Here is a 23,990-nt window from a genome sequence, read left to right on the forward strand (position 1 = left end):
GGTTAACGGCCAATATACTAATAATGAAAGAACTAAAAATCCCTATCCTCTACTATTTTCATATATTGTTGCACAAACAATAACCGACCCAATTGTTTCTACTTAGTCCAGCATACCAAAAAGCATGGTCCATCGCAGCCTCCGCCTTGGAGATATCCAAATTTTATGGCTGGTGGCAATTTGCTGTCTGCCTTTTTGCCTTTATGGCCCTTATGTCCATTTGGTACCACATTGGTCGAAGGCAAAGGGATTTTGGGCCCGTTTGGCTAGCACTTTCCATACTCTGTTGGGCATTTTCCGGCCTATCGGAGGTATTGTTGCCCAACGAAAATGGTTGGGGCTCCACGGCCAAGGAAGGATTTCGGAGTGTTTTTTCCCTATTGAACAGCCTATTTATCCTTATGGCCCTCCCTTGGTTCAAATATTTGCCCAAACCGTTCTCTGGTTTAATAAAAAACAAGTTCTGGCCCTTTGTTATTGGAATACCCTTTGTTTTTGCCCTGCTCCCTACCCTTCATAAAATGATATTGGGCCGGTCCGCATCGGCCATAAACGAACTGGATGTATATTATGCCCTTATGACCCTTGTTTTTTTGGGTTTTGTACTCTGGGAATCCTTTACAAAACGTAGGCTACCATTACTTGGGATACTCTCTTTGTTCACGGTATTGATTACCTTGGTAGCACAAGTATATAAGCTTATGGACAATACCATTAATTTGTTATTGTTCTCGGCCATTTTTAAAACATCGTTGATCATGCTCTTTTTCGCCCTGGCCCTAAGTTGGGTAAAAGAGCTCACCGAAACCGTTATCCCAACCGCATATCAATTACGGCTGAATTTTAAAAAAGGGGATCGCAATACCTGCGAAGTCATCCTAAAAGGATTTCCCGGCCAAACAGATAGAAATATATCCCTGACACCTGCATTGTACAAATTGCTCAAAACTTTTGCGGAACGTAGATTGGCCCCCACTGAAGATTGGCTCGAGATCAAACCTAAAAATTTTGATGGCTCCAAAAATTACGATATAAACGACCACAATGAGCTGAAGCGTTTGCTACAAGCTTTGCTCAACGGACTCTTTGGCAAACAAAATTGGACCAAGGACAAACACTATATCCCCCTAAAAAACACCTTGTTCGAAATGTCGGAAAACCGAGAACGAAAAATTCGTCTTCAATTGCCCAAAGAAAATATTTATTTTGAAAATGAGTGACTTAGGCATGATTTGTCAGTTTTGGCATTACTGACATTTTAGGATTCTTTCCGACAATTGCCCAAAAATCCAAATCAGGGATAGAAATTCAGGGAAATTTCAAGTCATGGGCAGAACGCTGTTATTCAGTTTATTATCACTATCCAGTACTACATTGTTAGCATCAACCTCAACCAAAGGGTTGGATGAAAAAATCAATGATGGTTTTATGCCATTTGCCGTTTGGTGGGAAAGCCTAGTGTTGGCAGAAATCCCCATTTTTGGTCATAGCATTCCGGTAGTTCTCATTATTTTGATAGTGGGTGCACTTTTTTTTACCCTTTATTTTGGTTTTGTGAACATCCGGCATTTTCCAACCGCCATTCAAGTGGTACGTGGCAAGTACGATGACCTAGAAAAAAATCAACCCCTATTACAACCACACGTTTTTGAGGTCGAAGGAGACTTAAAGGATACCATTAAAGATGAAGGCCACTTTGGCGAGGTCAACCATTTTCAGGCACTGGCAACAGCAGTTTCTGGCACAGTGGGCCTGGGCAATATTGCCATGGTGGCGGTAGCCATTTCCATTGGTGGTCCCGGTGCCACTTTTTGGATGATCTTGGCGGGACTGCTCGGCATGTCCTCCAAATTTGTGGAATGTACCTTGGGCGTAAAGTATAGGGATATCGATAGTAAGGGAAATGTGTTCGGTGGCCCCATGTACTATTTGTCCAAAGGATTAAAAGAAATGGGATTAACGCAGTTGGGCAAGTTCCTTTCCGTTGTTTTTGCAGTACTCTGCGTGGGTGCTTCCTTTGGTGGCGGAAATGCGTTCCAGAGCAATCAGGCTGCGGCACAGATCATTGAGCGTTTTGGGCTCAGCGGAGCTTCTTCCGGTAGTATTATCGGGCTTGTTTTTGCCCTTTTGGCAGGAATTGTGATCATTGGCGGCATTAAACGGATTGCCAAAGTGACCGAAAAAGTGGTGCCCTTTATGGCCATTCTATATGTGGGCGCTTCGCTTTTTATCATTTTTTCCCACATCGAATGGGTCGACGATGCCTTTGGACTGATCGTTTCCGAAGCATTTACCCCCAAGGCCACCATTACGGGCGGATTTGTAGGCGTGCTGATCCAAGGATTCAGAAGGGCCGCCTTCTCCAACGAAGCCGGAGCCGGTTCGGCCGCTATTGCACACTCTGCGGTAAATACGGCGCACCCTGCTTCCGAAGGTCTGGTGGGACTGCTGGAACCTTTTATCGATACCGTACTGATCTGTACCATGACGGCCATTGTGATCATCCTTTTTAATATGGATGGCATGTTCGTGTATGGCGATGTGGTAAATGGTCAGGCTTTAATGTACGATGGCAACCGCTTGGGCGGCGTGAACATTACCTCCATGGCTTTTGAAAATTCGATAAGCGGCTCCTCTTATGTACTTATGGCCGCCGTTTGTCTCTTTGCCTTCTCCACGATCTTGTCGTGGTCCTACTATGGTTTACAGGCATGGAAATACCTTTTTGGCCGCGGAAAATGGATAGATCTTGCCTATAAGATCATATTTCTGTTGTTTACAGTGCTCGGCGCGGCCATTACCTTGGATGCTGTGATCAAATTTTCGGATGCCATGATCCTGGCCATGGTTTTCCCCAACATGATAGGGTTACTCATCCTGTTCCCTAAAGTGAAGCAAGAGTTTTCAAAATATTTGAAATTGATACGACGGCCTTAAAAATCAGCCCAACCCCTCTATCAATCTCAGAGCGGTATCGATCTCTGCCTTGGAATTGTAAATATGGACGGAATGGCGCAACATTTCGTTGCCCACCGAGCGTGGCTGCAAACGTTCCTTTTCCCACATATATTTCTGAAGCTCAGGGCCGCTCATGCCACTAACACCATAGGTGGTGATGCCCGCTGCCAGTTCTTCGTTAGTGGATGAATAAAAAGTGACATGCTTTATTTCTTTAAGGCCATCGCGCAGGTATTTACCCAATTCTTTCACTCGGGCCAACCACACATCTTGGCCAATAGTGTTGAAAAAGTCCACGGCGGCATCGTAACCGGCCATAAGTCCGGCATTGCCCGTTCCGTTTTGCATCAAACGAAAACCATGGTCATCCTTATTGTCCCAATTATAACTGGCAATGGTGCTCCAAATATCGCCCACCACCTCTTTATTAATATACAACAACCCACTGCCTGCAGGGGCCAACAGCCATTTATGCAGACTGGAGTAATAGGCATCGCAACCGATATCCTTAACGTCCACCGAAACATGGCCCACACATTGCGCTCCGTCCAAAATGGTAAAAATGCCACGTTTTTTGGCTTCGGTACAAATGGCCTTTACCGGCATTACCGTTCCAAAACCGGAAATAATATGTGGAATGGCGATTATCTTGGTCTTTGGGGTGACTTCCTTAAAAATGGCATCCACAATTTCCTGTGGGTCGTTGGCAGGTTCTGGCATAATGGCTTGTTTATACACGCAGCCCTTTCGCTTGGCGAGCAATTGCCAAGCCCCAAAACCACCGCCATGTTCTTGATTGGTATTGAGCAATTCGTCGCCTTTTTTTAAATCGAGGCCCATACCCACGTAGTTCATTCCAAAAGTGGCATTCTGCACCAAGGAGATCTCCTTAAAATCACAATTGATAATGTTGCCCAATTTGGTACGAAGTTCCTCGTATGGAAAATAGCCGGTCAACAGTTCGGGGCCCGAGCCGTTTTTATAGTCCACCGTAGCGGCTTCCACGTTCCAGTGCATCATGTGGTGGAACATTTTGTCCAGGGCATAGCCCGATGTAGGCCCCATAGTTCCGTTGTTAAAATAGGTCTGACCTTCCTTTAAAGGAAACTGTTTGCGTACCATGCCCCAATAGGTTTCATCCTTTGGGGAATTGGTTTGCAATGGGGTCAGCGACCACTCTTTTTGATGGTCGAAAGACAGGAAGGGCAGGGACATCATCGCCGCTGCACCTTGTTTCAGGAATTTTCTACGTTGGGTCATAGTTCGGTTGGTTTTAAGGTTATTGGTTTATTGTACAAGGGCCATCGCTGATCATCTACCTTTCGTTATATCCTTTGCCCTGCAAAATCTTAGGAACACATTTCTCGATGCGGTTTTCGCGGGTTTTGGATTGTTTGGCTTCAGAAATGTACAGCATGTACCCACGCTGCCGTCCCGGGGTCAATGCTTTAAAAGCAGTTTTAAAATCTTTATCCTTTTCCAGTTTATGTTCAAGCTCCTCGGGCAAATCGAACTCGGAAGTCTTCTTCATTTTTACTTGTAGCCCTGCCCTTTCCACCTCAACGGCTTCGTATATGTAGGTCTTTATCACCTTTTCTTGTTCCCTAACCTCATCTACATTGGTAAAGCGCAGCTGCCGAGCGGATTGCACATTCTTTGTTTGCTGAAACAAAATACCTTTGGTATCCTTTAGCAATGCTCCTTTATGGAACAACAAGGCACAGTACTCTTTAAATCCATGTATTAAAAATATATTGCCGCCATTTAAGGTGTAGCAGGGCTTGCCCCATTTAAGCTCTTCGGTCAAACCTGTTTCGAGTGCAATTCTTCGTAATTCCCTGAATGCATTTTGCCATTGGGATGGTTTTTCAAAAAAGAAATCGACTTTAGGGTTCATAACTTTTAGTTTGAGGAGGGTCTGCTCCGAAAAAATACAAATTCCTTGAGGATTTATTATTCCTTCCCCAATTTTAGTTTTTGTAAGCTGAAAAATGGTCCTTTAAATTTAAGAGATGATCCTCAGCTATAAAAAATAAATTCCTCCGCCCCAAGAACATAGTTTGGAGCGGTTTTTTATGCCCAAATCGCATTTTTGTTTTTTTCACGGGCATGGACTACCTTTCCCCAACCCAAAACTTACAAACACCTACCATGAACGTACGGCTTACCAAAGAACAAAAGATACAAGTGCTCAACTCTGCGGACATATATGCGATCATGCAACAGGTTCTGCTGCGCGAAAACAAGATACGCCGCAACCAAGAGCATTTTTGGGTGGTGGGGCTCAACCACAACAACAAAATATTGTTTGTGGAGCTCATAGGTCTGGGGGCCAGTAACCGCGTAAATGCCGACCCGCCCGATGTGTTTCGGATGGCGATCTACAAACTGGCCAGTAAACTGATCTTGGTGCACAACCACCCCAGCGGCTCACACGAGGTTACCGATGCCGATATTACCTTTACCGACCACATGCTAAAAGTGGGGAAACTCATAAAAGTGGAAGTGCTCGACCATTTGGTGATCACCGAAACCAACTACACCAGTTTTACCGACCAAGGCGTAATGGACGAACTGCAAAAAAGTGGCCTTTTTGAAATTATGGGACCCGAAAAGCAAGAACTGGAACAATTTAAGATTGAAACCGAGAAAAAGCGGGCACGGAAAGAGGAATTGTTGAAAGTTGCAAAAAAGATGAAGGGTGAAGGGTTAACGGACGATGTGATTAAAAAAGTAACGGGGTTGAGTTTAAAGACGATTGGGGGGATTTGAACTTTATTTTTCCGTGATAACAGTAACATGTCCACAGATATTACAATTATAAGTAACTATTTTTTCTCCATCTTCACCCACTCGTATTCTTGCCTCTCCATCTGAACCAGAATTACGACGACATCCTTTTTCACATTTATACATAACCTTAATTTTGTTTATAGATTAACTTTCACTAAATCAAATATATCTGTTAAATATTTTCTTTTCGAAATTACTTAGAGAATTTATAAGATAAGGGTTCATTCGAAATTTTAATCTTATCTCTTCTAAATTTGAACAATCGTCGAAACGTTTTGAAACTTTCTTTATTATTTCATTTGGCAACCCTGCTTCTTTTAATGCAATTTCATGTTCCTCAGAATGACCGAATTCAAGTATTGTAATTAAATATGAGAGACTAATGCCTTTATCAGTATTGTTTTTTTCTTCATAAACAAAATTGTATAAATTTTCAAATGCTGTAAGGTATTTAGGCAATGCGAACTCAAAATATTTTGAAATTAAGGTGAAAGTATTTCTCACCTTGGTATCTATATATTTTGTATGTGTCTGCTCGTAAATTAGTTCTTTTATTGTTGGCTTTAAATAAACATAGTATTTAGTAAATCTTGTTAATTGTCCTATGGTATAATTTCTGTCATTATAATGTTGGTCCGTAAAAAGATATTCATAACACATATGTAATATCAAATCAAGCTGATCCTTTGTTGGAAGATTACTTGTAAAATGTAATGTATCAATTATGAAAATGTCATTTCGCAAAGCATTTATCAATTCAATTTGTTTATGAACTTTAATAAACTTGTTAGATTTAATAACAGATAAAGGGATTCCTTCCTTTTTTAACAAGTCTTCAACATTTTCCCTAATATTTATATTATTTCCAGTTAAATCGTTTTTTTCAACTTGAATAGTATCTTCAACATCTAAAACTTCGTCATCATAAAAACTAAATTCAATTTCACCTTTATTTTGGTCATCTTTTAATGAGACCAATGAATAAATATTACCAATAAAGTGTTCAAGGAATCTACCTGCTCTACCCTTAATATTTTTCACATCAAAGCCATCTAATTCATTTCTTCCTTTGAATTCGTCAAATATTATAACATTTTTTGCTGTGGTATTAACTCCTTCCACAATTGTAGAAGTACAGACAATTAAATCAAGTTCATTATTGTTAAATGAATCTATAATTTCAGTTTGAATATACTTGGGCAATGCTCCATGATGAAATGCGATTCCCGATTCTAAACATTTTACTAAAGACCATTCAGGTGATATATTCTCTTTTATATATTCAATCAATTCTATATTACAATCTCGTTTTTTAAACTCAACTAGGAATTTTGCTAAAGACTCAGCATAGTCTCTTTGTGCTCCCCTATAAACAAGAGATTGGCCTTCAACGGCATTAAATATATTTCTAAGATTTCGTCTATTATCAACTAGATATTTATAAGTTTTGCCGTTTACAATATAATTTTCTCCTTTCTCTAGTTTACTCAAGTCAATTTCGTCCTTTTGGACAATTTCTGATTCAAAAAGAACAAAATCAGAATGTGTCTTTTCAATAAATTTTTGGCTAAAACCACTAAAATACGGGCCTATTAAGTAAAAATGAATCTCCTTAATTTTAGATAATCTATAAAGGCAATTAGTAAAAACTTTACTTCTTTCATCACCATCTTGAATCTTGTAAATTTCATCCATGGTGAAAAAATCAAACAAAATCTCGGGGTTCTGATCTAATAATAAATCCGTTTTCTCAGGTGTAAGAATAAAAATATTACCTGTCATACTAAACACATGGTCTCTTGCCCCAAGCGTATTATAAATATGATACCTGTCTGCTATTTTTAGGTTAGTTTTAAACCTAATAAATGTTTCGTTAAGCAATGCTATAGTAGGCAGAACAATAAGAATGTTTTTATAACTGCCTTGAATGATTATTTCTTGTACAATCCTAGATTTCCCGAAAGAAGTAGGAGCACTGACGATTACCCTTTTTTTATCGTGAAACAAATCAAACAATCTCTTCTGATCTCTTGTTAATATAGTATCAGTTTCCTCTAAGGTGTAAAATTCTTTTGCTATTTCATCTATTAAGGAAAAAGATGGCACTTCATTTTGAGATAACTTTGATTGGATCATAGAATTATAAAGAAACACTCGAGATTGAACCACACAGTCATTCAATAACTTAAGTAGAAAGGAGTCTGAAATTCCCATATTAGCAACATGACATATGGTTGACAATCCTAAATTGTAATTTTCAAAGTGCTCTGATTCATTTTTAAGAAGATGATATGTTCTTTCTAAAAGCTCTTTTAAACTAGAGAAATCTATTGATTCTCCTGATTTTATGTATTCAAGAATCTCAAAAACCTTAAGATTGTTGTCTTTTGAAGAATATATCATTTGTGGGTTTTTTCAATTATCTCAAGAAAATCCTTTATTTCTTTTACTTGTTTCAAGGGAAGTAGAATAAAATGAAGTTCAAAGTTTTCTGGATTTGTAAATTTTTTACCCTCTATATTTAAGTAATGAGAATTTAGCTCCTCTGTTAGTTCATCGGAAAACTTCTCACATATTGAAGAATTAGACTGAACAACAGAACTATCATAGGTTAATAGAATTGGTATTTTAAATTTTATCTTATCTATTGATTTTCCACTATTCAAAAAATCCTCCAATTTTTCCGCTTCTTCCCCTTGAATATCAATGTTTCCTTCAAGAATACTTAGTTCATCTTTAATAGATTTTATTGTGAGGTGTTTATTTATAGATTCTGTAGCCTTTGTAATTGCAGAACTGAAACTTTGATGGAACTTTGCTTCTCCCAACCACAAACATATTTCACCATCATCCTCAATACTAAAATGAGCGCAATCATATCCCTTAATTTCATCCCCTTTAGAACTTCTAAGCCTAGCTTTAGTTACAAACTTTTTTGCTGGATAATAAACCTCCAGAATTAAGAAAAGTAATAATTCCCCATAATCTCCTTTCATCGAAGATTTACGGTCAGAAATTCTTCCCCAAGCTCTTTTTTGAAGTTTAGCCAATGAATCCGAATCAAGCGATTCTAATTCTTTTGATGATAATGCAAAAAAAATAACTGTGTCTCGAATAAGTTTAGATAATTCATCTTGTCTACATACTCCTCCTTCATAATCCAAATGATATGAATCCTTACCATGGATTTGACCTGAAGTTGAAAGCTTAAAGTGATGTATTAAATTCTGAGTTCTTTCTTTAATACTTCTCATTATTTAAAAAGGAATGGTTGATTTTGATAGGTTTAAAATCATTAATAGGAAGTATGGGGTGAAATTATAAAGACTAAATATATTAAAATCACTTATAAACCAAATAGATGAAAACCTTAAAAAAACTGGGGGTTTTCCATAATCAAATAAAAAAAGCCCTAAAGGGCTTTCTCCAACATTCTAAAAAATCCAACTCTCCTTAAAAAGAAAGTATTGCCTGCACCCGGTTCAGCAACTCGACTGCCATTTCAGGCTTTAACCCATAATCTTGTAAGCTGTGCACTGGGTTTTTAAAACTCAGTTGGGTGGTGGTCTCATCCAGTTGGTGCAGTACCAGTTTTAGGGGAATATCGTTTATGGCCAAAGGATCGTTCGCCATGATCTCCGCAATATATTTCGGGTGAAAAAAGAGCAATTGCCGCAAGGGCGCTATGCTTACCCCATGTTTGGCCACAATGGCCTGGGTGTCTATTTCGTGCAGGAGCAAAAAACCTTGCTCCGTAATTCGTTGTTTCAAGGTTTTGTACACCTGCCCAAAGGGCACGGGCACGGTTTGGCGTATTACATGTGCTTTCATAAATAAGGTTTACGCGGAGGCGGCACGGGCAAAGCCCACGGTTTCGCGATAGGTTTTGGGCGAAATGTCCGCATTGTTCTTAAAAAATCGGCTAAAGTAGTGCTCATCGTCGTACCCCAGGTCGTAGGCAATCTCCTTTACCGTTTTGTTAGTAAGGTACAGCTCCCGCTTGGCCTCTATAATGATCCGTTCGCTGATCAGGTTGGTCATGGTCTTGTTAAAATGGTTCTTGGTCATTTTGGCCAGGGCCTTGGGGCTAATGTTCAGCAGATCGGCATATTCGCCTGCGGAGTGCATGGTCTTGTAATGGGTCTCTATCAGGTTTTTGAGCTTTTGTAATATAAAGGGCTCTTTTTCGTCGGTGCTGCCCTCCAAGGCTTCGGGCTGTTGCTTGGCCTTGGCGCGGGAGGCGGATATCAAAAATATTTTAAGATAGGATACCAAAAGTTCGTACTGTGCCAATTCGGATTTTTGTACTTCGGCATACATCTGCTCTATAATGCGTTCCAGCTCGTTTTTCATATCGTCCGTAACACAGAGCATGGGCGGGCTATAGATATTGTTAAAAAGGATCCCGTTGCAGGCCACTTGTTCGTGGTGTTTGTGAATGCAGAAAAAATCGGGGTGAAAATTTAAAACCACGCCCTCCAAAGGTTCTTCTTCGGTAAAGGTAAAGGGTTGATAGGGCGTTACGGCAAAAAGCGTGTTCGGGGTAAAGGGATATTCCGTAAAATCCACTTGGGCGGTGCCCCTCCCCTTTTTTATCCAGATCAGGGAATAGTAATTGAACCGATGGGTATCGCAAAACTGACAGCTATTATCAAATTCGGAGAGTTTAAAGGCCAAGTTCCCGGTCTGTTCGTTAATAAGTGTGTTGGTGTTGTAGATGTCCATATCAATGTTCAATAATCAGTTGTCAATTATCAATGATCAGTTATCAGTGGTCAGTTTTCAGTAATTAAAAATCTGAAATCTTATATCTGACGTCTGAAATTAAAGTCTTCTCTCCGATTCGGTTATCGGCAGATCGTTGATGCTGGCAAAGCGCTTTTGCATAAGCCCGTGCTCGTTGAACTCCCAATTCTCGTTCCCGTATGCGCGTATCCAAGCTCCTTCGGCATTTTGGTATTCGTATTCAAAACGAACTGCAATCTTATTGTCGGTAAAGGCCCATAGTTCCTTTCGTAGTTTGTAGTTTTTTTCTTTTTGCCACTTTTCGGTCAAAAAGGCAACCACCTCTTCTCGTCCGTTCACAAATTGGGAACGGTTGCGCCATTCGGTATCCACAGTGTAGGCCTTGCTCACTTTTTCCGGGTTCTGGCTGTTCCAGGCATCTTCGGCCAATTGTACTTTTTCCTTTGCGGTTGCCTCGGTAAAGGGAGGCAACGGATATTTCTTTTCTGTTTCCATAATCGTGTTTTTTAGATTAAAAAAGGGCAGGACCTTTACGACCCCACCCCTCTCAGGTAATTAAAACCTACTTGCTATTTTTTACTTTGGGCCATTTGGCATGCGCCGCTTTTTTAAGCTCGGTGGTGCGTTGTGCCCAATCTTGGTACGTATTAAAGGGCTCTCCGTTAAAGGGTCCGTTAAAGAACAGGTACAATTTTCCATCGATCACCGTATAGGTTTCCGGATTGATGGGAAACTTGGCGTCTTTGGCGCCTACGCCCCACGCACAATACCCATCGAATTGGGGCAAATAGTTCTTGGGCGATTTTTTAAAGGCGTTCTGATTTGCCTTGCTGGCAAAATAATAGGTAGCCCCATGGTGCTTTACCGCATAACTCTTGCTTCCTTTTTTGGCTTCTCCGGAAAAGTAGGAGACTACATCGTACCCACCAATGGCAAGACCGTTATCGTCTACCGGAGGGGTCTGGGCCTGTACACTTATGGCTGCAAACAATGTGAATGCCACAAGAAATAGATTTCTAAATGTTTTCATCTGTTTTTGATTTTAAGTTGTAATGATCGGTTATACCGTTGCAGCTTCCACTACTGGGAAATCGATATCGGTATTGGCCGTATTGTTAAAATAATTGGTAAAAATGTTCAAGGCCACATGGGCAACGATCTCGCCGATGGCGCCATCGGTATATCCGGCATCTTTAACAGCTGCCACATCTTCTGCAGAAACCCGTCCGTTCTTGGCGATCAAGGTTTTTGCAAATTGAAGCGCTGCCTCGATTTTTGCGTCCCCGTTTTCACCACCTCTTGCGGCCTGTAAGGTATCTGTGTCTATCCCTACCAATTTTTCACCTATAAAAGAATGTGCGGAAAGGCAATAGTTACAGGCGTTGGACTCTGCTACGGACAAGGCCAATAATTCGCCCAATTTTCCGCCCAAAGAGCCTTTCCCCAATGTGTCGCTAAGGTTTAGGTAACTTTCCAACACCACAGAGGAGTTCCCCATGGTTTTCATCATATTGGGAACCATTCCCAATTTGGATTGGATACCTTCAAATAATTCTTTTGATCTTCCGGTTGCTTCCTTTGGATCTAATGCTTGTAAACGTGTCATAATTTTCTGTTTTTTAAATTCGTAAATGCTTTGTCTTTATTGACGATACAAAGGTGCGTTGATGATAGCTAGTATAAAATGGACAGATTTCGCCAGTCCTTGGACAATTTTCCCCCAATTATGATAAACTCCTGAAAGCCAATCACAAAAAAGGTTGTGCAATAGCGCTAAACCTGTTTGCCAATAAGCAGGTTAAGATTGATGTATTCCAATGGTCTGGACAATTTTTGTTGATTCCACTACCATCGAACCATAAAAAAACAAGGAGCCCGATCTACATCGAACCCCTTGTCAACCTACTGCAACATCACAAACACTTAAGTCTTACTTTATGCCGTGCATTTTTAGTTCTTTCACTAATTCGTCCGTGGTAAACACTTTACTGGAGATCATTTTATAATTAGTCTGAGCAGCTTGGTCGCCATCCAACCCAGGTAGCTTGGCAGAAGCTGTGGCATCGCCGACAACAGCTACCTCGAAACCGTTTTCCACCAACTCCCTCATGTGCGATTCTGCACAAAGGTTACCGGACATTCCGGCCAAGATCACCTTGTCCACCCCTTGTTTTCTTAGCTGTAGGGCCAAATCGTTGGATTCGGAACCGAACACTTTATGGGGACCGGTAACCACTACCCTATCCTTGTTAATGTATTTTTTGTACCGTGGCAACCAGTCGGCGCCAGAGCCTTCAAATCCTTTTACGTTCAATTGATCTCCACGATCGAACATGGTAATGTTGTGCATCAACTTTTCCAGGGTTCCTTCGAATTTCCATTGGTGATCGTGCTCGTAGTAGTAATGGGGAGAAATAAACACAGGAATGTTATACTTTTCTCCCAATTTGAACATGGTCTCCAAGTTCTCGATAGTGTTGTTTTCCTGTACGCTTTGCCCTACGGCCCCCCAAGCCACTCCGTCCGGGCTAAGGAAATCGTTTTGTGGATCGGTGATCACAATGGCGGTAGAGCCATCGATTACAAAACCGGGTTCTGGCAATTGGGCATGTAGCCCCGAAATGGTGATCATAAACACGCTAAGTGTTCGCATTAAATTTTTCATTCTATTTTTCTTTAACTGATTAAACTTAAATTTTGATGAGACAAAGTTCCGGTAATGAAGAGGCTTAAAAAATGGACAGAGTTCGCCAGTAAATGGACAATTTTCCTTTTCCGGAATTTTTAAGTGCAAAGAACAGCTATCCGTATATTCAAATGCAGTATTCATCAATTGAAAACCTACATTCGTCAATTGGTTGCGTAAAATAATTGCACAACGTGTAGCTTGCTAAAAAAACGGGAATATGACTACACTCGAAACTATAAATGCCTTACAGATCTTTTGTTTGATCATGGCCGGAATTATTATTTTTATGATCGGTTGGTTGGCCGGTGCCCATTGGGGATCCAGACACAGGGTGTAATATAATGCCCTGTTTTGCCGTTACCACTAATTCCAAATCATTTTAAACCTACGCAGCTATTTTTTGGAGCGACCCATCACTTGATCGTATACTGGCCTATTTTGGCGATGAGCAGTTCACTATAAGGATCGATAGGCTCCGTACCGGAGAATTCCGCTACCTATGCTGGCACAATAAGAGCAGCATTTTGGGCAGGCCCCAATTGATCCTTAGGAACGGGCAGGTCACCAAAAACCCAAACAAAAGAATTACACAGTATGTTTTCCACCACGAAGGCTCCACTTTTACCATAGAACATTTGGTCTCCAAAATTGAGGGCGGTATTAATTACTATTTTGTTGAAGTGGTGAGCAAAGACCAAAAAAAAAGTACTTGGAAAATGAACGAATTGACCATTCCCAAGTACCTTTTAAATTTATGATATTATTGCCCTAACCTTTATAGGTAACCCTATATATGGCGTTTCCATAATCGTCCGAAATTAACAGCGAGCCATCTTCCAAAAACAACAGGTCCACCGGTCTACCAAATGCCTCTTGGGTTTCTTCGTTTAACCAACCATCGATAAAAGGAGCATAACCTATTGCCTTGCCATTTTCCAATTTTACCAAAGTTACCCGATAGCCAATTTTAGACGAGCGGTTCCATGAGCCGTGCTCTGCCAGAAAAGCATGTCCTTGATACGACTCCGGGAACATGGGTCCTTTCCCAAATTTTACGCCCAAAGCGGCTACATGCGCATCCAAAGGTTGAACAGGAGGTACAAAATCGGAACAAGGTCGTTGATCGCCGAACTCAGGATCTTTTACGGTTCCCCCATGGCAGAACGGATAGCCAAAATGTTGCCCGGTTTCGGTAAGCTTGTTCAACTCACCGGGAGGAATATCGTCTCCCATCATATCCCTTCCGTTATCGGTAAACCATAACTCTTTGGTATCCGGGTGCCACGTAAAGCCAACCGTATTTCGCACACCATGTGCCACTATCTCCCGGTTGCTCCCATCGGGATTCATTCGTGTTATGGAAGCATAGCGTTTATCTACCGTTGAACTATCGCAAATATTACAGGGCGCTCCAACCGGCACGTAGAGTTTATCGTCTGGTCCAAATGCAATATATTTCCAACCGTGATGGAACTCCGTTGGATAATCATCATAGATCAATTCTGGTTCCGCAGGGTTTTCCAATTGTGTTTCTATATCAGAAAACTTGAAGAGTCTGCTTACTGCGGCCACATACAGATCACCATCCTTGAAAGCCACACCATTGGGCTGCTCCAAATCGGAAGCAATGGTGTAGGTCTTGTCCGCTTTATAATCACCATCGGTGTCCTTCAATGCATACACCACTCCCTCGTTACGAGTTCCCACGAACAAGGTGCCATCGGCTCCCATGGCCATGGAGCGCGCTCCCTCGAGGTTTTCTGCATATAACTCGATATTAAAGCCCTCGGGAAGATTCAGCCTTTCCAAGGGTAAATCGCCATTAGATTCTTCTGTGTTCTCGGTGATCTCTTCGGAAGTTTTTTTGTCTTTGTCTTCTTTTTTTCCATTGCAGGAAAGCGTAATAATCGCAAATGTGAGCAAACATAATGACCTAAAGGTCAGCGCGTACATTTTCATAGTGATTTTTTAAGTGTTGTGGTTTTGAATTGATAAAGCTAAAACAAAATGAAGAAAACCATGCGTCACTGCGCATTACTTTTTTTGATAAACCGTTTATTCCTCTTTGAATGGGACAAGATCCCCCTGAAACCACATATTGGTCCGATGGGTACTGGAAATATTGAGCCTGGCGGTACCGTTAGGGTATAATTGGGCAATTACCTGATACCCTTCGGAATCACCATTGATCGAAAAACGGATGGTTTTCCCATTATCTTTTTTTGTTGGAACTATGGTCAAGTCCCTAGGAATGCCTTCAAAAACAATACCTCCCTTATTTTGATTGTAGCTACCTCCCATTCTACGTTCTCCAAAAAAGGGCAGATCGGCCATAACGCTGTCCCCTACCATTTTAAAATAATTTGCAGCACCTGTAATTTCAATGCGGTTTGCAGTGCTGCCCGGAGGCAACAAGCCTGCATTTGCGATACTGTTCATGCTTTGCGTGACCAATGGTTGCGCCCAGAGCGCCCTGATTTCAAAATGCTTGTTTGCGACCATTTCTTCCAGTGCCGATACTTGTTCCGGTGTAGCTTTGTTTTGTGAAGAGGCACAAGCCACCAAAGACAATAACAGCGAATAAAGTATGAATTTTTGTAATGGTTTCATCGATTTCAGCATTGTTACCGATAAAATACAAAATATTGACATCAAATCCGAAAGAAATAACGGTGCGTTAACGTTTGAACCGCTCAAATATGGCCAAGGTTTTTTTGGTGTTGATGAAATATACTCCTGTTAAAAGAATGGCGGCCGCAGCTACCGATTGCAGTGTAATCTTCTCATCCAAAAAATACCAGCCCAATAGTAAGGCAACAATGGGGTTAACATAGGTGGAGGTAGCCACTTTTTCGGGAGAAACCGTCTTTAACAAATAATTGAAAGAGGTAAATGCGACAATACTTCCAAAAATAATGAGCAATACCATGGAAATCTGCACTTCTGTACTCCAAACCAATGGAGAGGACCACTCCTCACCAAAGGCCATGCTCATTAAACTAAGAATAAGGCCTGCAAAAAACATCTGGTAGCCGGTATTTACAAAGTAATTGCTCGGTAAATCCGCTTTGGCCACAAAAAGACTGGCATAGGCCCAGCAGACCATACAAAAGAAAATCATCATCATGCCCAAAATCGATTCTTCTTGAGTAATGATCTCTTTTTGGCTTACCAACAAATAAATGCCAATTATCCCCAAGACCACCCCAACTACAGACATGGGTTGAATTTTTTTACCCTGCAAAACTCGCATCATTAAAAGTATGATCAGAGGTTGGGAAGAAATTTCCAAGGCCGCAAAACCGGTATCCACATAACGCAACGCCCAAACCACAAGACCGTTGCCCACACTTAAAAAAAGTATTCCGGCAATTATAGTGTTTAGTGCTTGCTTTTTGGTAATCCGAAGAGAGATACCCATTATTTTGGCCAAAAGAAAAATAAATAGGCCCGCCAATGTGAACCTGCAACTGGCCAACATAAACGGAGCTAGTTCCAATACTGCGATCTTGTTCAGCAAATAGGTCGACCCCCATATTACATAGATGGCAAAAAAAGCCAATACGACCAATGCAGAGTTTGATGATTTTCCCATTCCACGACAGTTTTACCGTCCTGCAATATTACGCATGTTTATGGTGTAAAGAAGTACTTCCAAACAAAATAAACGTAAAAAAGGATCTTAGGTATTATAAAGGTCGGTCAAGGCTGAACAAATAGGATGCAAAATCGCTTTCCAATTTTTTGAAGCGATCTAAATGAACCCTTATTTCCTTTTCCAGACCATGGGAGAAATCGTTCTTCTTTTGCTGCACTTTTTGCATCAGGCTTTTTTGATGCTTTCTAAAATTATGGATGCCATCTTTTAGTTCATGGAATTTTTCGAACCGCTGTGGACATTTTGGTTCATAGGTATAAGAATTTAATTTTTGGGAAAGCCGTTGAACCATTCTATCGTTTCTTTCAACCCTCAACAGCAACATTTCTTGCTGATTTTGAATACTTTTTGGTGCTTTACTTTCCATGGCAACTCAAGGGTTTCATTTTTAACCTTTTACCTAGATAATTTACATAATTTCTTTCAAATTGTGCTAGTTTAACCCACATTTAATGGTTTATTTAACATCCGTAAACAAAAAAAGGTCCGATATAGTACCGGACCTTGATGTGTTATAAAAGATGAATCCTAGTTTTCGGTCTTCTCGTAGGCTTCCTGTTTTAGCTCATCGCTCGCTATAATAGCAAGCTCCACTCGTCTGTTGGCCGCTTTTCCCGCGGCAGTTTCGTTGGATTCTATAGGCTGTTCTTCGCCATACCATTTCGTGGTAAAGCGACCACTGGAAATTCCTTTGGAAACTAAATAGCTGGTTACGGATTGTGCCCGGCGCTGAGATAGGCCCATATTGTATTCGGCCGCGCCATCGCTATCGGTGTGCCCCTCAATTAGAATATTGGTTTTAGGATATTCTTTAAAAATTCCCGCCAATTTATCCAAAGTTGCTGCAGAAGCGCCTTTAATGTCGGATTTGTTAGTGTCGAAATAAACACCATTCTCCCCACTAAAGGTAACATTGATGCCCTCTCCTACCCTTTGTACCTCGGCACCAGGGATTTCCTCTTCGATTTGTTCTGCCTGGCGGTCCATACGATTACCTATATAGCCACCGGCCGCTCCACCCACAACGGCTCCGATAATGGCGCCCAGGGCAGTATTTCCTTTTCCTACATTGTTTCCTATAATTCCGCCGATCACAGCCCCGCCTCCTGCACCGATCGCAGCACCTTTTTGGGTATTGTTGGCATTTTTAACGGCATCACAACTAATGATTAGTGTCAGGGCCAAAAAAGCCGTTGCACTTTTTAAAAGTATATTTTTCATGTAATTATTTTTTTGAGAATTCATAAACTACGGTCACAGGCTGACCACCAACGGACACATTGGATTTAAGTGTCATGGATTGTTCCGTTAGATCAACGATGTTCAAACGGTATCCGTATCCTCCGGATATATCCTTTCGTTTTTCGTCGATAAACTTAAATTGCAATTGGCTTTGGTAATTTTGTTGGGGCTCTACAACGGACCATCTAAAAAAGCGGTCACCGCCTTGGCAAAGCGAACTTTGCTTGATCGTGTAGCGGCCAGTACTGTTGTTATCCCTAAAAAACCACTCGCTATCCTCAAAGCAGATATCCTCTGCATCGTTAAAGATGGTGGATTTAAAGTTACCTGAATTGTTTTCGTAGTAAACGTTGTCCAAGTTCCAAGTTCCACTGAACAAATTTCTTTGTGTTCTCGCGCTCTTGGAAACGGAACATGATGTGAGCAAAAGCCCCATCACGGCAATTAATAATAGTGATCGTTTCATCATAAGTATTAAGTTAATGTTCAAAAAATATACGATTGGGGACGTATTTACAGTTGTTAAAGTATTAAAAAAATAGGTAAACCACTCATATTAATATTGATACAGCTCAATTAATTCTGTTTCAAATCTTTTCTTTGGCAGATAATTCTCTTCGAGCGGTTTGGCAAAAGGTACCGGTGTTTCCAAACTTCCCACCCTTTTTACCGGGGCATCGAGGTATTTAAAACAATTTTCCATGACCATGGCGGAAATGTCACTTGCCACCCCTCCAAATAAGGTATCTTCTTGTAAAATTATCAATTTACCCGTTTTTCTCACAGACTCGTAAATGGTATCTGTATCCAACGGCTGTAAGGTTCTCAAATCTATCAGGTCCGCATCGATCTCCGGGTGGTTTTTCAACGTTTCCAAAGCCCAGTGCACACCGGCACCATAAGTAACAATGGAAATTGCATTTCCTTTCTTCAAAATATTTGCTTTACCAAACGGGAGCGTGTAATAATCCGTAGGGACTTCGCCCTTTACACTACGGTACAATCCCTTATGCTCAAAAAATAGAACTGGGTTGGGGTCGTTAATTGCGGTATTGAGCAAGCCTTTGGCATCGACCGGAAATGCCGGGTACACCACCTTTAACCCCGGTGTTTTGGTAAACCAGGCCTCGTTGGTCTGCGAATGGAACGGGCCTGCTCCGACACCACCACCACATGGCATTCTTACCACTACATCGGCATTTTCGTTCCAACGATAATGCACCTTGGCCAAGTAATTGACAATGGGATTGAATCCCGAACTAACAAAATCGGCGAACTGCATTTCCATTACGGCTTTCATCCCGTTTATGGACAGGCCCATCGCAGTAGATACTATAGCAGACTCGCAAATAGGTGTATTTCTAACCCTTCGTTTTCCAAACTTGGACACAAAACCCTCGGTAATTTTAAAAACTCCGCCATAATCGGCAACGTCCTGCCCCATTATAATCAATTCGTTGTGCCTGTACATGGATTGTTCCAGGCCTTGGGAGATTGCATCTACGAACCGAATTTCTTCAGTTGCATTTTTTTCAGGAACAATATCTTGATAATCAAATTCTTGATATACTTCTTTTAACTCCTTACTTTCAATACAGGTCACGGCCGGTTCATCAAAAGCCAACTGAAGATTAGAGTTGATTTCCTCGGTAATCTCAGTTTTTAATGTCTCGATCATTTCGTTGGTCAGTACACCTTCCTCCAACAAAAAGCTTTCGTAATTGGAAATAGGGTCTTTCCCTCCCCATTCTTTCATTAATTTATCCGGAACGTATTTGGTGCCACTGGCCTCTTCGTGCCCCCGCATCCTAAATGTCTTAAACTCCAACAATACAGGTCTCGGTCTTTTGCGAATTGCCCTGCAAAGCTCATCAACTTTAGTAAAGACCTCCAAAATGTTGTTTCCGTCGATGATCCTGGACTCTATGCCATATCCTTTGGCCCTATCCGCCAGGTGCTCGCAATTATATTGTTCGTTTGTGGGTGTGGACAGGCCATAACCGTTGTTCTCGATACAGAACAACACAGGTAAATTCCAAACGGAGGCTACGTTCAACGCTTCGTGAAAATCCCCTTCGCTGGTCGCCCCTTCTCCTGTAAAAACAGCCGTTACCCGCTTTTTTCTCCTTAGCATATCGGCCAATGCAATTCCATCGGCAACACCTAATTGTGGGCCCAAATGGGAGATCATCCCCACGATTTTATATTCTTGGGTTCCAAAATGGAAACTTCGGTCCCTACCTTGTGTAAATCCGTTCTGCTTGCCTTGCCATTGGGAAAAAAGTCGGTTCAATGGGATGTTGCGCGAGGTAAAAACCCCTAGATTTCGGTGCATGGGCAGAATGTACTCGTTTTCCTTAAGAGCTTGTGTAACCCCTACAGAAATGGCCTCTTGGCCCATACCACTAAACCATTTTGAAATTTTGCCCTGCCTAAGTAGAATCAGCATCTTTTCCTCTATCATTCTAGGCTTCAGCATACCTTTGTACAAATCCAGCAACTTATGTTCTTCCAAGTTGCCCACATGATATCTCATACAATAAAATTCTGTTCGGTAAATGTAGTAAAAAGCCGTTCAAACTCTTAAGAAAAGAAAATCCTAAAGCAGAATTTCCTATTTTTGATATTATTCCAAAGATGATATTATGAGTGCTATACCAAGCGTGGACCTGAAAGATTTTGTTTCGGGCGATCCAGAACGAAAGGATAAATTTGTGAAAGAAATTGGTACCGCTTTCGAGGATATCGGTTTTGTTGCCTTGGGCGGACATTTTTTATCCGATGAACTGGTCGAAAGTCTTTATTCCGAGATTAAAAAATTCTTTGAGCTACCACAAGAAGTTAAAGACACATACGAGATAGAGGGCATTGGGGGGCAAAGAGGCTACACTTCCTTCGGAAAAGAACACGCCAAGGGGAAAAAGGAAGGCGACCTTAAAGAGTTTTGGCATTTTGGCCAATACGTTGAGGACAACCCAAAACTAAAAGCTGAATATCCGGATAATGTAACGGTCAAAGAACTGCCCAACTTTAACAGTGTTGGTAAAGAAACATACCAAATGCTGGAAAAAACAGCAAAATATGTGTTGCGTGCCCTGGCATTGCACCTAGGGCTAGAGGAAAACTACTTTGATGATTACATTAAAAATGGCAATTCCATTTTGAGACCCATACACTACCCTCCTATTACCGAAGAACCCAAGAATGCGGTAAGAGCTGCGGCCCATGGGGACATTAATCTTATTACTTTGTTGATGGGCGCCCATGGCAAGGGGCTTCAAGTAAAAGATCACCAAGGCAATTGGGTGGATGCCATTGCCAAACCCGACCAGTTGATGATCAATGTCGGTGATATGCTGTCCAGATTGTCCAACAATAAGCTAAAATCCACTATTCACCAGGTAGTAAACCCACCAAGGGAACTTTGGGGCACTTCGCGCTATTCCATTCCATTTTTTATGCATCCAGTGAGCGATATGCCTTTAAATTGTTTGGAAAATTGCATCGACGAAGAGCACCCGAAAGCATTTGATGACATTACTGCGGGAGAGTTTTTGCACGAAAGATTAATCGATTTAGGACTGATAAAGAAATAAATATGGACCTGGGAGACCAATTAAAAAACCTATTTCCAGACCACGTTCCAGAAGAAGAACCCGATAAAGAACAGGGAAAATCGCCATATTGGCTGCAGGATGAACCTGTTATCTGCAAATATGAAAAACGCAAAGGCAAGCCCATAACCATTATTGAAGGGTACAATGGAGCCAACAGTGACTTCAAAAAATTGACCAAAGACCTAAAAACTTTTTTAGGGGTAGGCGGCAGTTTTAAGAACGAAACCATAATCATACAAGGGGATTACAGGGATAAAATAATGGATTTCCTAAAGGAAAATGGGTTTTCGGTAAAACGCGTCGGTGGATGATGTTCAACCATTCCGCAATAGAATAAAGTGGATTTATTGATAGTCAAGCAACCCGGGGACACCAATGTTTTTTTAAAAAATTTTTGTGTTGTTGCTTTAAGTCTTACTTTTATTATTCCTAACCAACGAAAATAAAGCTGAAAATGAAATCACTGTTGCACATAACCAACGGGGACAGTTTCACATCCAAACTACAGTCTTTACAGTTAAAAGGAGATGTAATTACATGGAGGGAAATGCTTTGCGAAGGCAAAACACTCTCCACAGTAGGGAGCGAATCGTTCTGGAAAACCAGGTTCGAATTCCTCAATAAAAATTACAAAGTCTCCAAGTCTTGGTTTATTGAAAAAACCTTAAAGGAATATAGATCTCTATGCAACCATAAACAACAAGATCAAATTGTTTTGTGGTTCGAATACGATCTTTTTTGTCAAATAAATATGCTGGCGGTATTGAGCTGGCTAAAAACTCATAGAAGACATGCCGAAGTATCTCTTGTATGCAGTGGCAAAGAAGACAATTCCGGCAGACTATACGGTCTTAACGAACTGAGCGATGACAAATTATTGGAGCTTTACGATAATCGAAAGGTACTGACCCAGGATGACATTGAATATGCGGACTACATTTGGCAATTATATTGTAGCGACAACCCTATCCGATTAGAAAATCAAATTGCCAACAACGATTTCCAATTCGAATACCTCTCCGATGCCCTCAAAACCCATCTTAAACGATTCCCTACCATTAAAAATGGATTGAACGACCTTGAGAACCATATTTTGGAAACCGCAAAGAGCCAAAAACCTAAATCCAAAAAGGAATTGATGCGCGAGTTGTTGACAAATCAAGGATTTTATGGTTTTGGTGATACACAGTACGAACGAATGATTTTATCCCTAAAACCGCTTTTTAGTTCTTTTGACCCGGTAAAACTTACAAAAAAGGGACTGGATGTTTTAAAGCAGGACACTAATTATTATTCAGAAATACGTGATAATCAAATGTATTTGGGAGGCTCCTTAAAGTATAACTTCTTATACAATACCGATACAAACCGCATTCTTAAATTGTAACCAAAATGGATTCATCTTTGGGCAACTCAGAGCTTATTCTGAATCCTGATGGAAGTATCTATCACCTGAACCTGCACCCAGGTGACATTGCCCATACCATAATTACCGTGGGCGATCAAAATCGAGTCCATGAAGTTTCCAAATACTTTGATTCCATTGAAGTAAAAAAGAGTAAACGCGAATTTGTTACACATACCGGATATTGTTCCGGTAAACGGATTACAGTAATCTCCACAGGCATCGGTACCGACAATATCGACATTGTTTTTAATGAACTCGACGCACTCGTAAACATAGATTTTACTTCTAGACAAATTAAATCAGAAAAGAAACAGCTTAATTTTATACGGGTCGGTACATCTGGCTCACTACAAGCCGATATTCCCGTTGACTCTTTTTTGATGAGTGCTGCAGGAATAGGTTTTGACAACCTGATGCACTTTTATGATAGTACGGATATTCGGAACACCGAACTGGAATCTCATCTTACCAATTACTTGTCATGGGACGATTACCATATACACCCGTATGTGGTCGATTTTGATGAAAAATTAGGTGAAGTAATGCGTTCAAATCGTATACGATTGGGTATAACAGGAACAAATTCAGGATTTTATGGGCCTCAAGGAAGAGTATTAAGACTACAACCGGCAATTCCTGACTTTAACGAAAAACTTGCTGGTTTTACCTATAAAAACCTAAAGATCACCAATCTGGAAATGGAAACCGCTGCCATGTACGGTATTGCCAAATTACATGGACATAGAGCTATTTCATTAAATGCCATAATTGCCAATAGGGCAACAAGCGAGTTTTCCAAGGATGGAAAAAAGACCATAGATGAGTTGATACAATATACCTTGGAGTGCATAGTCAAAAGTTAACTGGTATAATTTTATA

The 23,990-nt window shown here is 40.9% G+C and carries 25 protein-coding genes; 8 read left to right on the top strand and 17 right to left on the bottom strand.

Translation table 11 applies throughout. The features are described from left to right. Positions 1-92: 92 nt before the first annotated feature. A complete protein-coding gene (locus MJO53_RS15560; RefSeq protein ID WP_252079784.1) occupies positions 93-1,220 on the top strand; it encodes a hypothetical protein in 1,128 nt (375 codons plus the stop codon). Between the two features lie 106 nt (positions 1,221-1,326). Beyond that, a complete protein-coding gene (locus MJO53_RS15565) occupies positions 1,327-2,937 on the top strand; it encodes an alanine/glycine:cation symporter family protein (RefSeq protein ID WP_252079785.1) in 1,611 nt (536 codons plus the stop codon). Between the two features lie 3 nt (positions 2,938-2,940). Here the strand turns inward: MJO53_RS15565 and MJO53_RS15570 are convergent, their stop codons facing one another. Together MJO53_RS15570 and MJO53_RS15575 are read right to left on the bottom strand one after the other, a co-directional pair. Continuing rightward, positions 2,941-4,218 (bottom strand): aminotransferase class V-fold PLP-dependent enzyme, encoded by a 1,278-nt coding sequence (locus tag MJO53_RS15570; RefSeq protein WP_252079786.1) that lies wholly within the window; start codon positions 4,216-4,218, stop codon positions 2,941-2,943. 55 nt (positions 4,219-4,273) lie between these two features. Further along, on the bottom strand, positions 4,274-4,855 hold the full coding sequence (locus tag MJO53_RS15575; protein ID WP_252079787.1) for a YdeI/OmpD-associated family protein: 582 nt from the start codon (positions 4,853-4,855) through the stop codon (positions 4,274-4,276). Positions 4,856-5,109: 254 nt separating this feature from the next. On the opposite strand from MJO53_RS15575, the gene MJO53_RS15580 reads away from it, so the two are divergent. Next, positions 5,110-5,730 (top strand): JAB domain-containing protein, encoded by a 621-nt coding sequence (locus MJO53_RS15580; RefSeq protein WP_252079788.1) that lies wholly within the window; start codon positions 5,110-5,112, stop codon positions 5,728-5,730. Between the two features lie 180 nt (positions 5,731-5,910). Here MJO53_RS15580 and MJO53_RS15585 read toward each other — a convergent pair whose 3' ends face one another. The 8 genes from MJO53_RS15585 to MJO53_RS15620 all read right to left on the bottom strand — a co-directional run bounded on the left by MJO53_RS15585 (position 5,911) and on the right by MJO53_RS15620 (position 13,162). Then, positions 5,911-8,154 carry a DEAD/DEAH box helicase gene (locus tag MJO53_RS15585; RefSeq protein ID WP_252079789.1) on the bottom strand — a complete coding sequence of 748 codons (2,244 nt, stop codon included), beginning with the start codon at positions 8,152-8,154 and terminating at the stop codon, positions 5,911-5,913. Beyond that, positions 8,151-9,005 carry a DUF1837 domain-containing protein gene (locus MJO53_RS15590; protein WP_252079790.1) on the bottom strand — a complete coding sequence of 285 codons (855 nt, stop codon included), beginning with the start codon at positions 9,003-9,005 and terminating at the stop codon, positions 8,151-8,153. Before MJO53_RS15590 ends, MJO53_RS15585 begins: the two co-directional genes overlap by 4 nt. A 199-nt stretch (positions 9,006-9,204) precedes the next feature. Then, on the bottom strand, positions 9,205-9,582 hold the full coding sequence (locus MJO53_RS15595) for a DUF302 domain-containing protein (RefSeq protein ID WP_252079791.1): 378 nt from the start codon (positions 9,580-9,582) through the stop codon (positions 9,205-9,207). Positions 9,583-9,591: 9 nt separating this feature from the next. Next, positions 9,592-10,476 carry a helix-turn-helix domain-containing protein gene (locus MJO53_RS15600; RefSeq protein WP_252079792.1) on the bottom strand — a complete coding sequence of 295 codons (885 nt, stop codon included), beginning with the start codon at positions 10,474-10,476 and terminating at the stop codon, positions 9,592-9,594. Between the two features lie 99 nt (positions 10,477-10,575). Further along, positions 10,576-10,992, bottom strand: coding sequence for a nuclear transport factor 2 family protein (locus MJO53_RS15605; protein WP_252079793.1), 417 nt, complete (start codon positions 10,990-10,992; stop codon positions 10,576-10,578). Between the two features lie 67 nt (positions 10,993-11,059). Continuing rightward, complete coding sequence (locus tag MJO53_RS15610; protein ID WP_252079794.1) at positions 11,060-11,527, bottom strand: YHS domain-containing (seleno)protein; 468 nt, start codon at positions 11,525-11,527, stop codon at positions 11,060-11,062. A gap of 30 nt (positions 11,528-11,557) precedes the next feature. After that, positions 11,558-12,103, bottom strand: a complete 546-nt coding sequence (locus MJO53_RS15615) for a carboxymuconolactone decarboxylase family protein (RefSeq protein ID WP_224836871.1) — start codon at positions 12,101-12,103, stop codon at positions 11,558-11,560. A gap of 324 nt (positions 12,104-12,427) precedes the next feature. Next, complete coding sequence (locus MJO53_RS15620) at positions 12,428-13,162, bottom strand: cysteine hydrolase (RefSeq protein WP_224836870.1); 735 nt, start codon at positions 13,160-13,162, stop codon at positions 12,428-12,430. A 548-nt stretch (positions 13,163-13,710) separates the two neighbouring features. Between MJO53_RS15620 and MJO53_RS15625 the strand changes: the two genes are divergently transcribed. Then, entirely contained in the window at positions 13,711-13,944 is a 234-nt protein-coding gene (locus MJO53_RS15625) for a hypothetical protein (protein WP_224836869.1), read from the top strand. A gap of 10 nt (positions 13,945-13,954) precedes the next feature. Here MJO53_RS15625 and MJO53_RS15630 read toward each other — a convergent pair whose 3' ends face one another. The 7 genes from MJO53_RS15630 to MJO53_RS15660 all read right to left on the bottom strand — a co-directional run bounded on the left by MJO53_RS15630 (position 13,955) and on the right by MJO53_RS15660 (position 20,622). Then, a complete protein-coding gene (locus MJO53_RS15630) occupies positions 13,955-15,145 on the bottom strand; it encodes a PQQ-dependent sugar dehydrogenase (RefSeq protein ID WP_252079795.1) in 1,191 nt (396 codons plus the stop codon). 96 nt (positions 15,146-15,241) lie between these two features. Next, positions 15,242-15,796 (bottom strand): DUF4251 domain-containing protein, encoded by a 555-nt coding sequence (locus MJO53_RS15635; protein ID WP_252079796.1) that lies wholly within the window; start codon positions 15,794-15,796, stop codon positions 15,242-15,244. A 67-nt stretch (positions 15,797-15,863) separates the two neighbouring features. Beyond that, positions 15,864-16,781: an EamA family transporter gene (locus MJO53_RS15640; protein ID WP_224836866.1), complete on the bottom strand. Its 918-nt coding sequence runs from the start codon at positions 16,779-16,781 to the stop codon at positions 15,864-15,866. 94 nt (positions 16,782-16,875) lie between these two features. After that, positions 16,876-17,211, bottom strand: coding sequence for a hypothetical protein (locus MJO53_RS15645; RefSeq protein ID WP_252079797.1), 336 nt, complete (start codon positions 17,209-17,211; stop codon positions 16,876-16,878). A 161-nt stretch (positions 17,212-17,372) separates the two neighbouring features. Continuing rightward, positions 17,373-18,065, bottom strand: a complete 693-nt coding sequence (locus MJO53_RS15650; RefSeq protein WP_224836864.1) for an OmpA family protein — start codon at positions 18,063-18,065, stop codon at positions 17,373-17,375. 4 nt (positions 18,066-18,069) lie between these two features. Then, positions 18,070-18,555, bottom strand: a complete 486-nt coding sequence (locus MJO53_RS15655) for a lipocalin family protein (RefSeq protein WP_252079798.1) — start codon at positions 18,553-18,555, stop codon at positions 18,070-18,072. Between the two features lie 87 nt (positions 18,556-18,642). Continuing rightward, a complete protein-coding gene (locus MJO53_RS15660; RefSeq protein ID WP_252079799.1) occupies positions 18,643-20,622 on the bottom strand; it encodes an alpha-ketoacid dehydrogenase subunit alpha/beta in 1,980 nt (659 codons plus the stop codon). A gap of 109 nt (positions 20,623-20,731) precedes the next feature. Here MJO53_RS15660 and MJO53_RS15665 point away from each other — a divergent pair, with 109 nt between their 5' ends. The 4 genes from MJO53_RS15665 (at position 20,732) to MJO53_RS15680 (ending at position 23,974) form a co-directional block, all read left to right on the top strand. Further along, positions 20,732-21,682 (top strand): isopenicillin N synthase family dioxygenase, encoded by a 951-nt coding sequence (locus MJO53_RS15665; protein WP_252079800.1) that lies wholly within the window; start codon positions 20,732-20,734, stop codon positions 21,680-21,682. 2 nt (positions 21,683-21,684) lie between these two features. Then, entirely contained in the window at positions 21,685-22,014 is a 330-nt protein-coding gene (locus MJO53_RS15670) for a translation initiation factor (protein WP_224836860.1), read from the top strand. A gap of 143 nt (positions 22,015-22,157) precedes the next feature. Then, on the top strand, positions 22,158-23,090 hold the full coding sequence (locus MJO53_RS15675) for a DUF1835 domain-containing protein (RefSeq protein ID WP_224836859.1): 933 nt from the start codon (positions 22,158-22,160) through the stop codon (positions 23,088-23,090). Between the two features lie 5 nt (positions 23,091-23,095). Continuing rightward, the gene (locus MJO53_RS15680; protein ID WP_252079801.1) at positions 23,096-23,974 is read left to right on the top strand and encodes a nucleoside phosphorylase; all 879 of its coding nucleotides are present in this window, start codon (positions 23,096-23,098) and stop codon (positions 23,972-23,974) included. Positions 23,975-23,990 lie beyond the last annotated feature (16 nt).

The sequence above is a fragment of the Flagellimonas marinaquae genome, from assembly GCF_023716465.1.
Classification (GTDB): Bacteria; Bacteroidota; Bacteroidia; order Flavobacteriales; family Flavobacteriaceae; genus Flagellimonas; species Flagellimonas alginolytica.

Excerpts from the sequence above, each read along its gene's own strand:
- MJO53_RS15565 (WP_252079785.1), top strand. The coding sequence starts at position 1,327 with ATGGGCAGAACGCTGTTATTCAGTTTATTATCACTATCCAGTACTACA.
- MJO53_RS15570 (WP_252079786.1), bottom strand. The coding sequence starts at position 4,218 with ATGACCCAACGTAGAAAATTCCTGAAACAAGGTGCAGCGGCGATGATG.
- MJO53_RS15575 (WP_252079787.1), bottom strand. The coding sequence starts at position 4,855 with ATGAACCCTAAAGTCGATTTCTTTTTTGAAAAACCATCCCAATGGCAA.
- MJO53_RS15580 (WP_252079788.1), top strand. The coding sequence starts at position 5,110 with ATGAACGTACGGCTTACCAAAGAACAAAAGATACAAGTGCTCAACTCT.
- MJO53_RS15585 (WP_252079789.1), bottom strand. The coding sequence starts at position 8,154 with ATGATATATTCTTCAAAAGACAACAATCTTAAGGTTTTTGAGATTCTT.
- MJO53_RS15590 (WP_252079790.1), bottom strand. The coding sequence starts at position 9,005 with ATGAGAAGTATTAAAGAAAGAACTCAGAATTTAATACATCACTTTAAG.
- MJO53_RS15595 (WP_252079791.1), bottom strand. The coding sequence starts at position 9,582 with ATGAAAGCACATGTAATACGCCAAACCGTGCCCGTGCCCTTTGGGCAG.
- MJO53_RS15600 (WP_252079792.1), bottom strand. The coding sequence starts at position 10,476 with ATGGACATCTACAACACCAACACACTTATTAACGAACAGACCGGGAAC.
- MJO53_RS15605 (WP_252079793.1), bottom strand. The coding sequence starts at position 10,992 with ATGGAAACAGAAAAGAAATATCCGTTGCCTCCCTTTACCGAGGCAACC.
- MJO53_RS15610 (WP_252079794.1), bottom strand. The coding sequence starts at position 11,527 with ATGAAAACATTTAGAAATCTATTTCTTGTGGCATTCACATTGTTTGCA.
- MJO53_RS15615 (WP_224836871.1), bottom strand. The coding sequence starts at position 12,103 with ATGACACGTTTACAAGCATTAGATCCAAAGGAAGCAACCGGAAGATCA.
- MJO53_RS15620 (WP_224836870.1), bottom strand. The coding sequence starts at position 13,162 with ATGAAAAATTTAATGCGAACACTTAGCGTGTTTATGATCACCATTTCG.
- MJO53_RS15630 (WP_252079795.1), bottom strand. The coding sequence starts at position 15,145 with ATGAAAATGTACGCGCTGACCTTTAGGTCATTATGTTTGCTCACATTT.
- MJO53_RS15635 (WP_252079796.1), bottom strand. The coding sequence starts at position 15,796 with ATGAAACCATTACAAAAATTCATACTTTATTCGCTGTTATTGTCTTTG.
- MJO53_RS15640 (WP_224836866.1), bottom strand. The coding sequence starts at position 16,781 with ATGGGAAAATCATCAAACTCTGCATTGGTCGTATTGGCTTTTTTTGCC.
- MJO53_RS15645 (WP_252079797.1), bottom strand. The coding sequence starts at position 17,211 with ATGGAAAGTAAAGCACCAAAAAGTATTCAAAATCAGCAAGAAATGTTG.
- MJO53_RS15650 (WP_224836864.1), bottom strand. The coding sequence starts at position 18,065 with ATGAAAAATATACTTTTAAAAAGTGCAACGGCTTTTTTGGCCCTGACA.
- MJO53_RS15655 (WP_252079798.1), bottom strand. The coding sequence starts at position 18,555 with ATGATGAAACGATCACTATTATTAATTGCCGTGATGGGGCTTTTGCTC.
- MJO53_RS15660 (WP_252079799.1), bottom strand. The coding sequence starts at position 20,622 with ATGAGATATCATGTGGGCAACTTGGAAGAACATAAGTTGCTGGATTTG.
- MJO53_RS15665 (WP_252079800.1), top strand. The coding sequence starts at position 20,732 with ATGAGTGCTATACCAAGCGTGGACCTGAAAGATTTTGTTTCGGGCGAT.
- MJO53_RS15670 (WP_224836860.1), top strand. The coding sequence starts at position 21,685 with ATGGACCTGGGAGACCAATTAAAAAACCTATTTCCAGACCACGTTCCA.
- MJO53_RS15675 (WP_224836859.1), top strand. The coding sequence starts at position 22,158 with ATGAAATCACTGTTGCACATAACCAACGGGGACAGTTTCACATCCAAA.
- MJO53_RS15680 (WP_252079801.1), top strand. The coding sequence starts at position 23,096 with ATGGATTCATCTTTGGGCAACTCAGAGCTTATTCTGAATCCTGATGGA.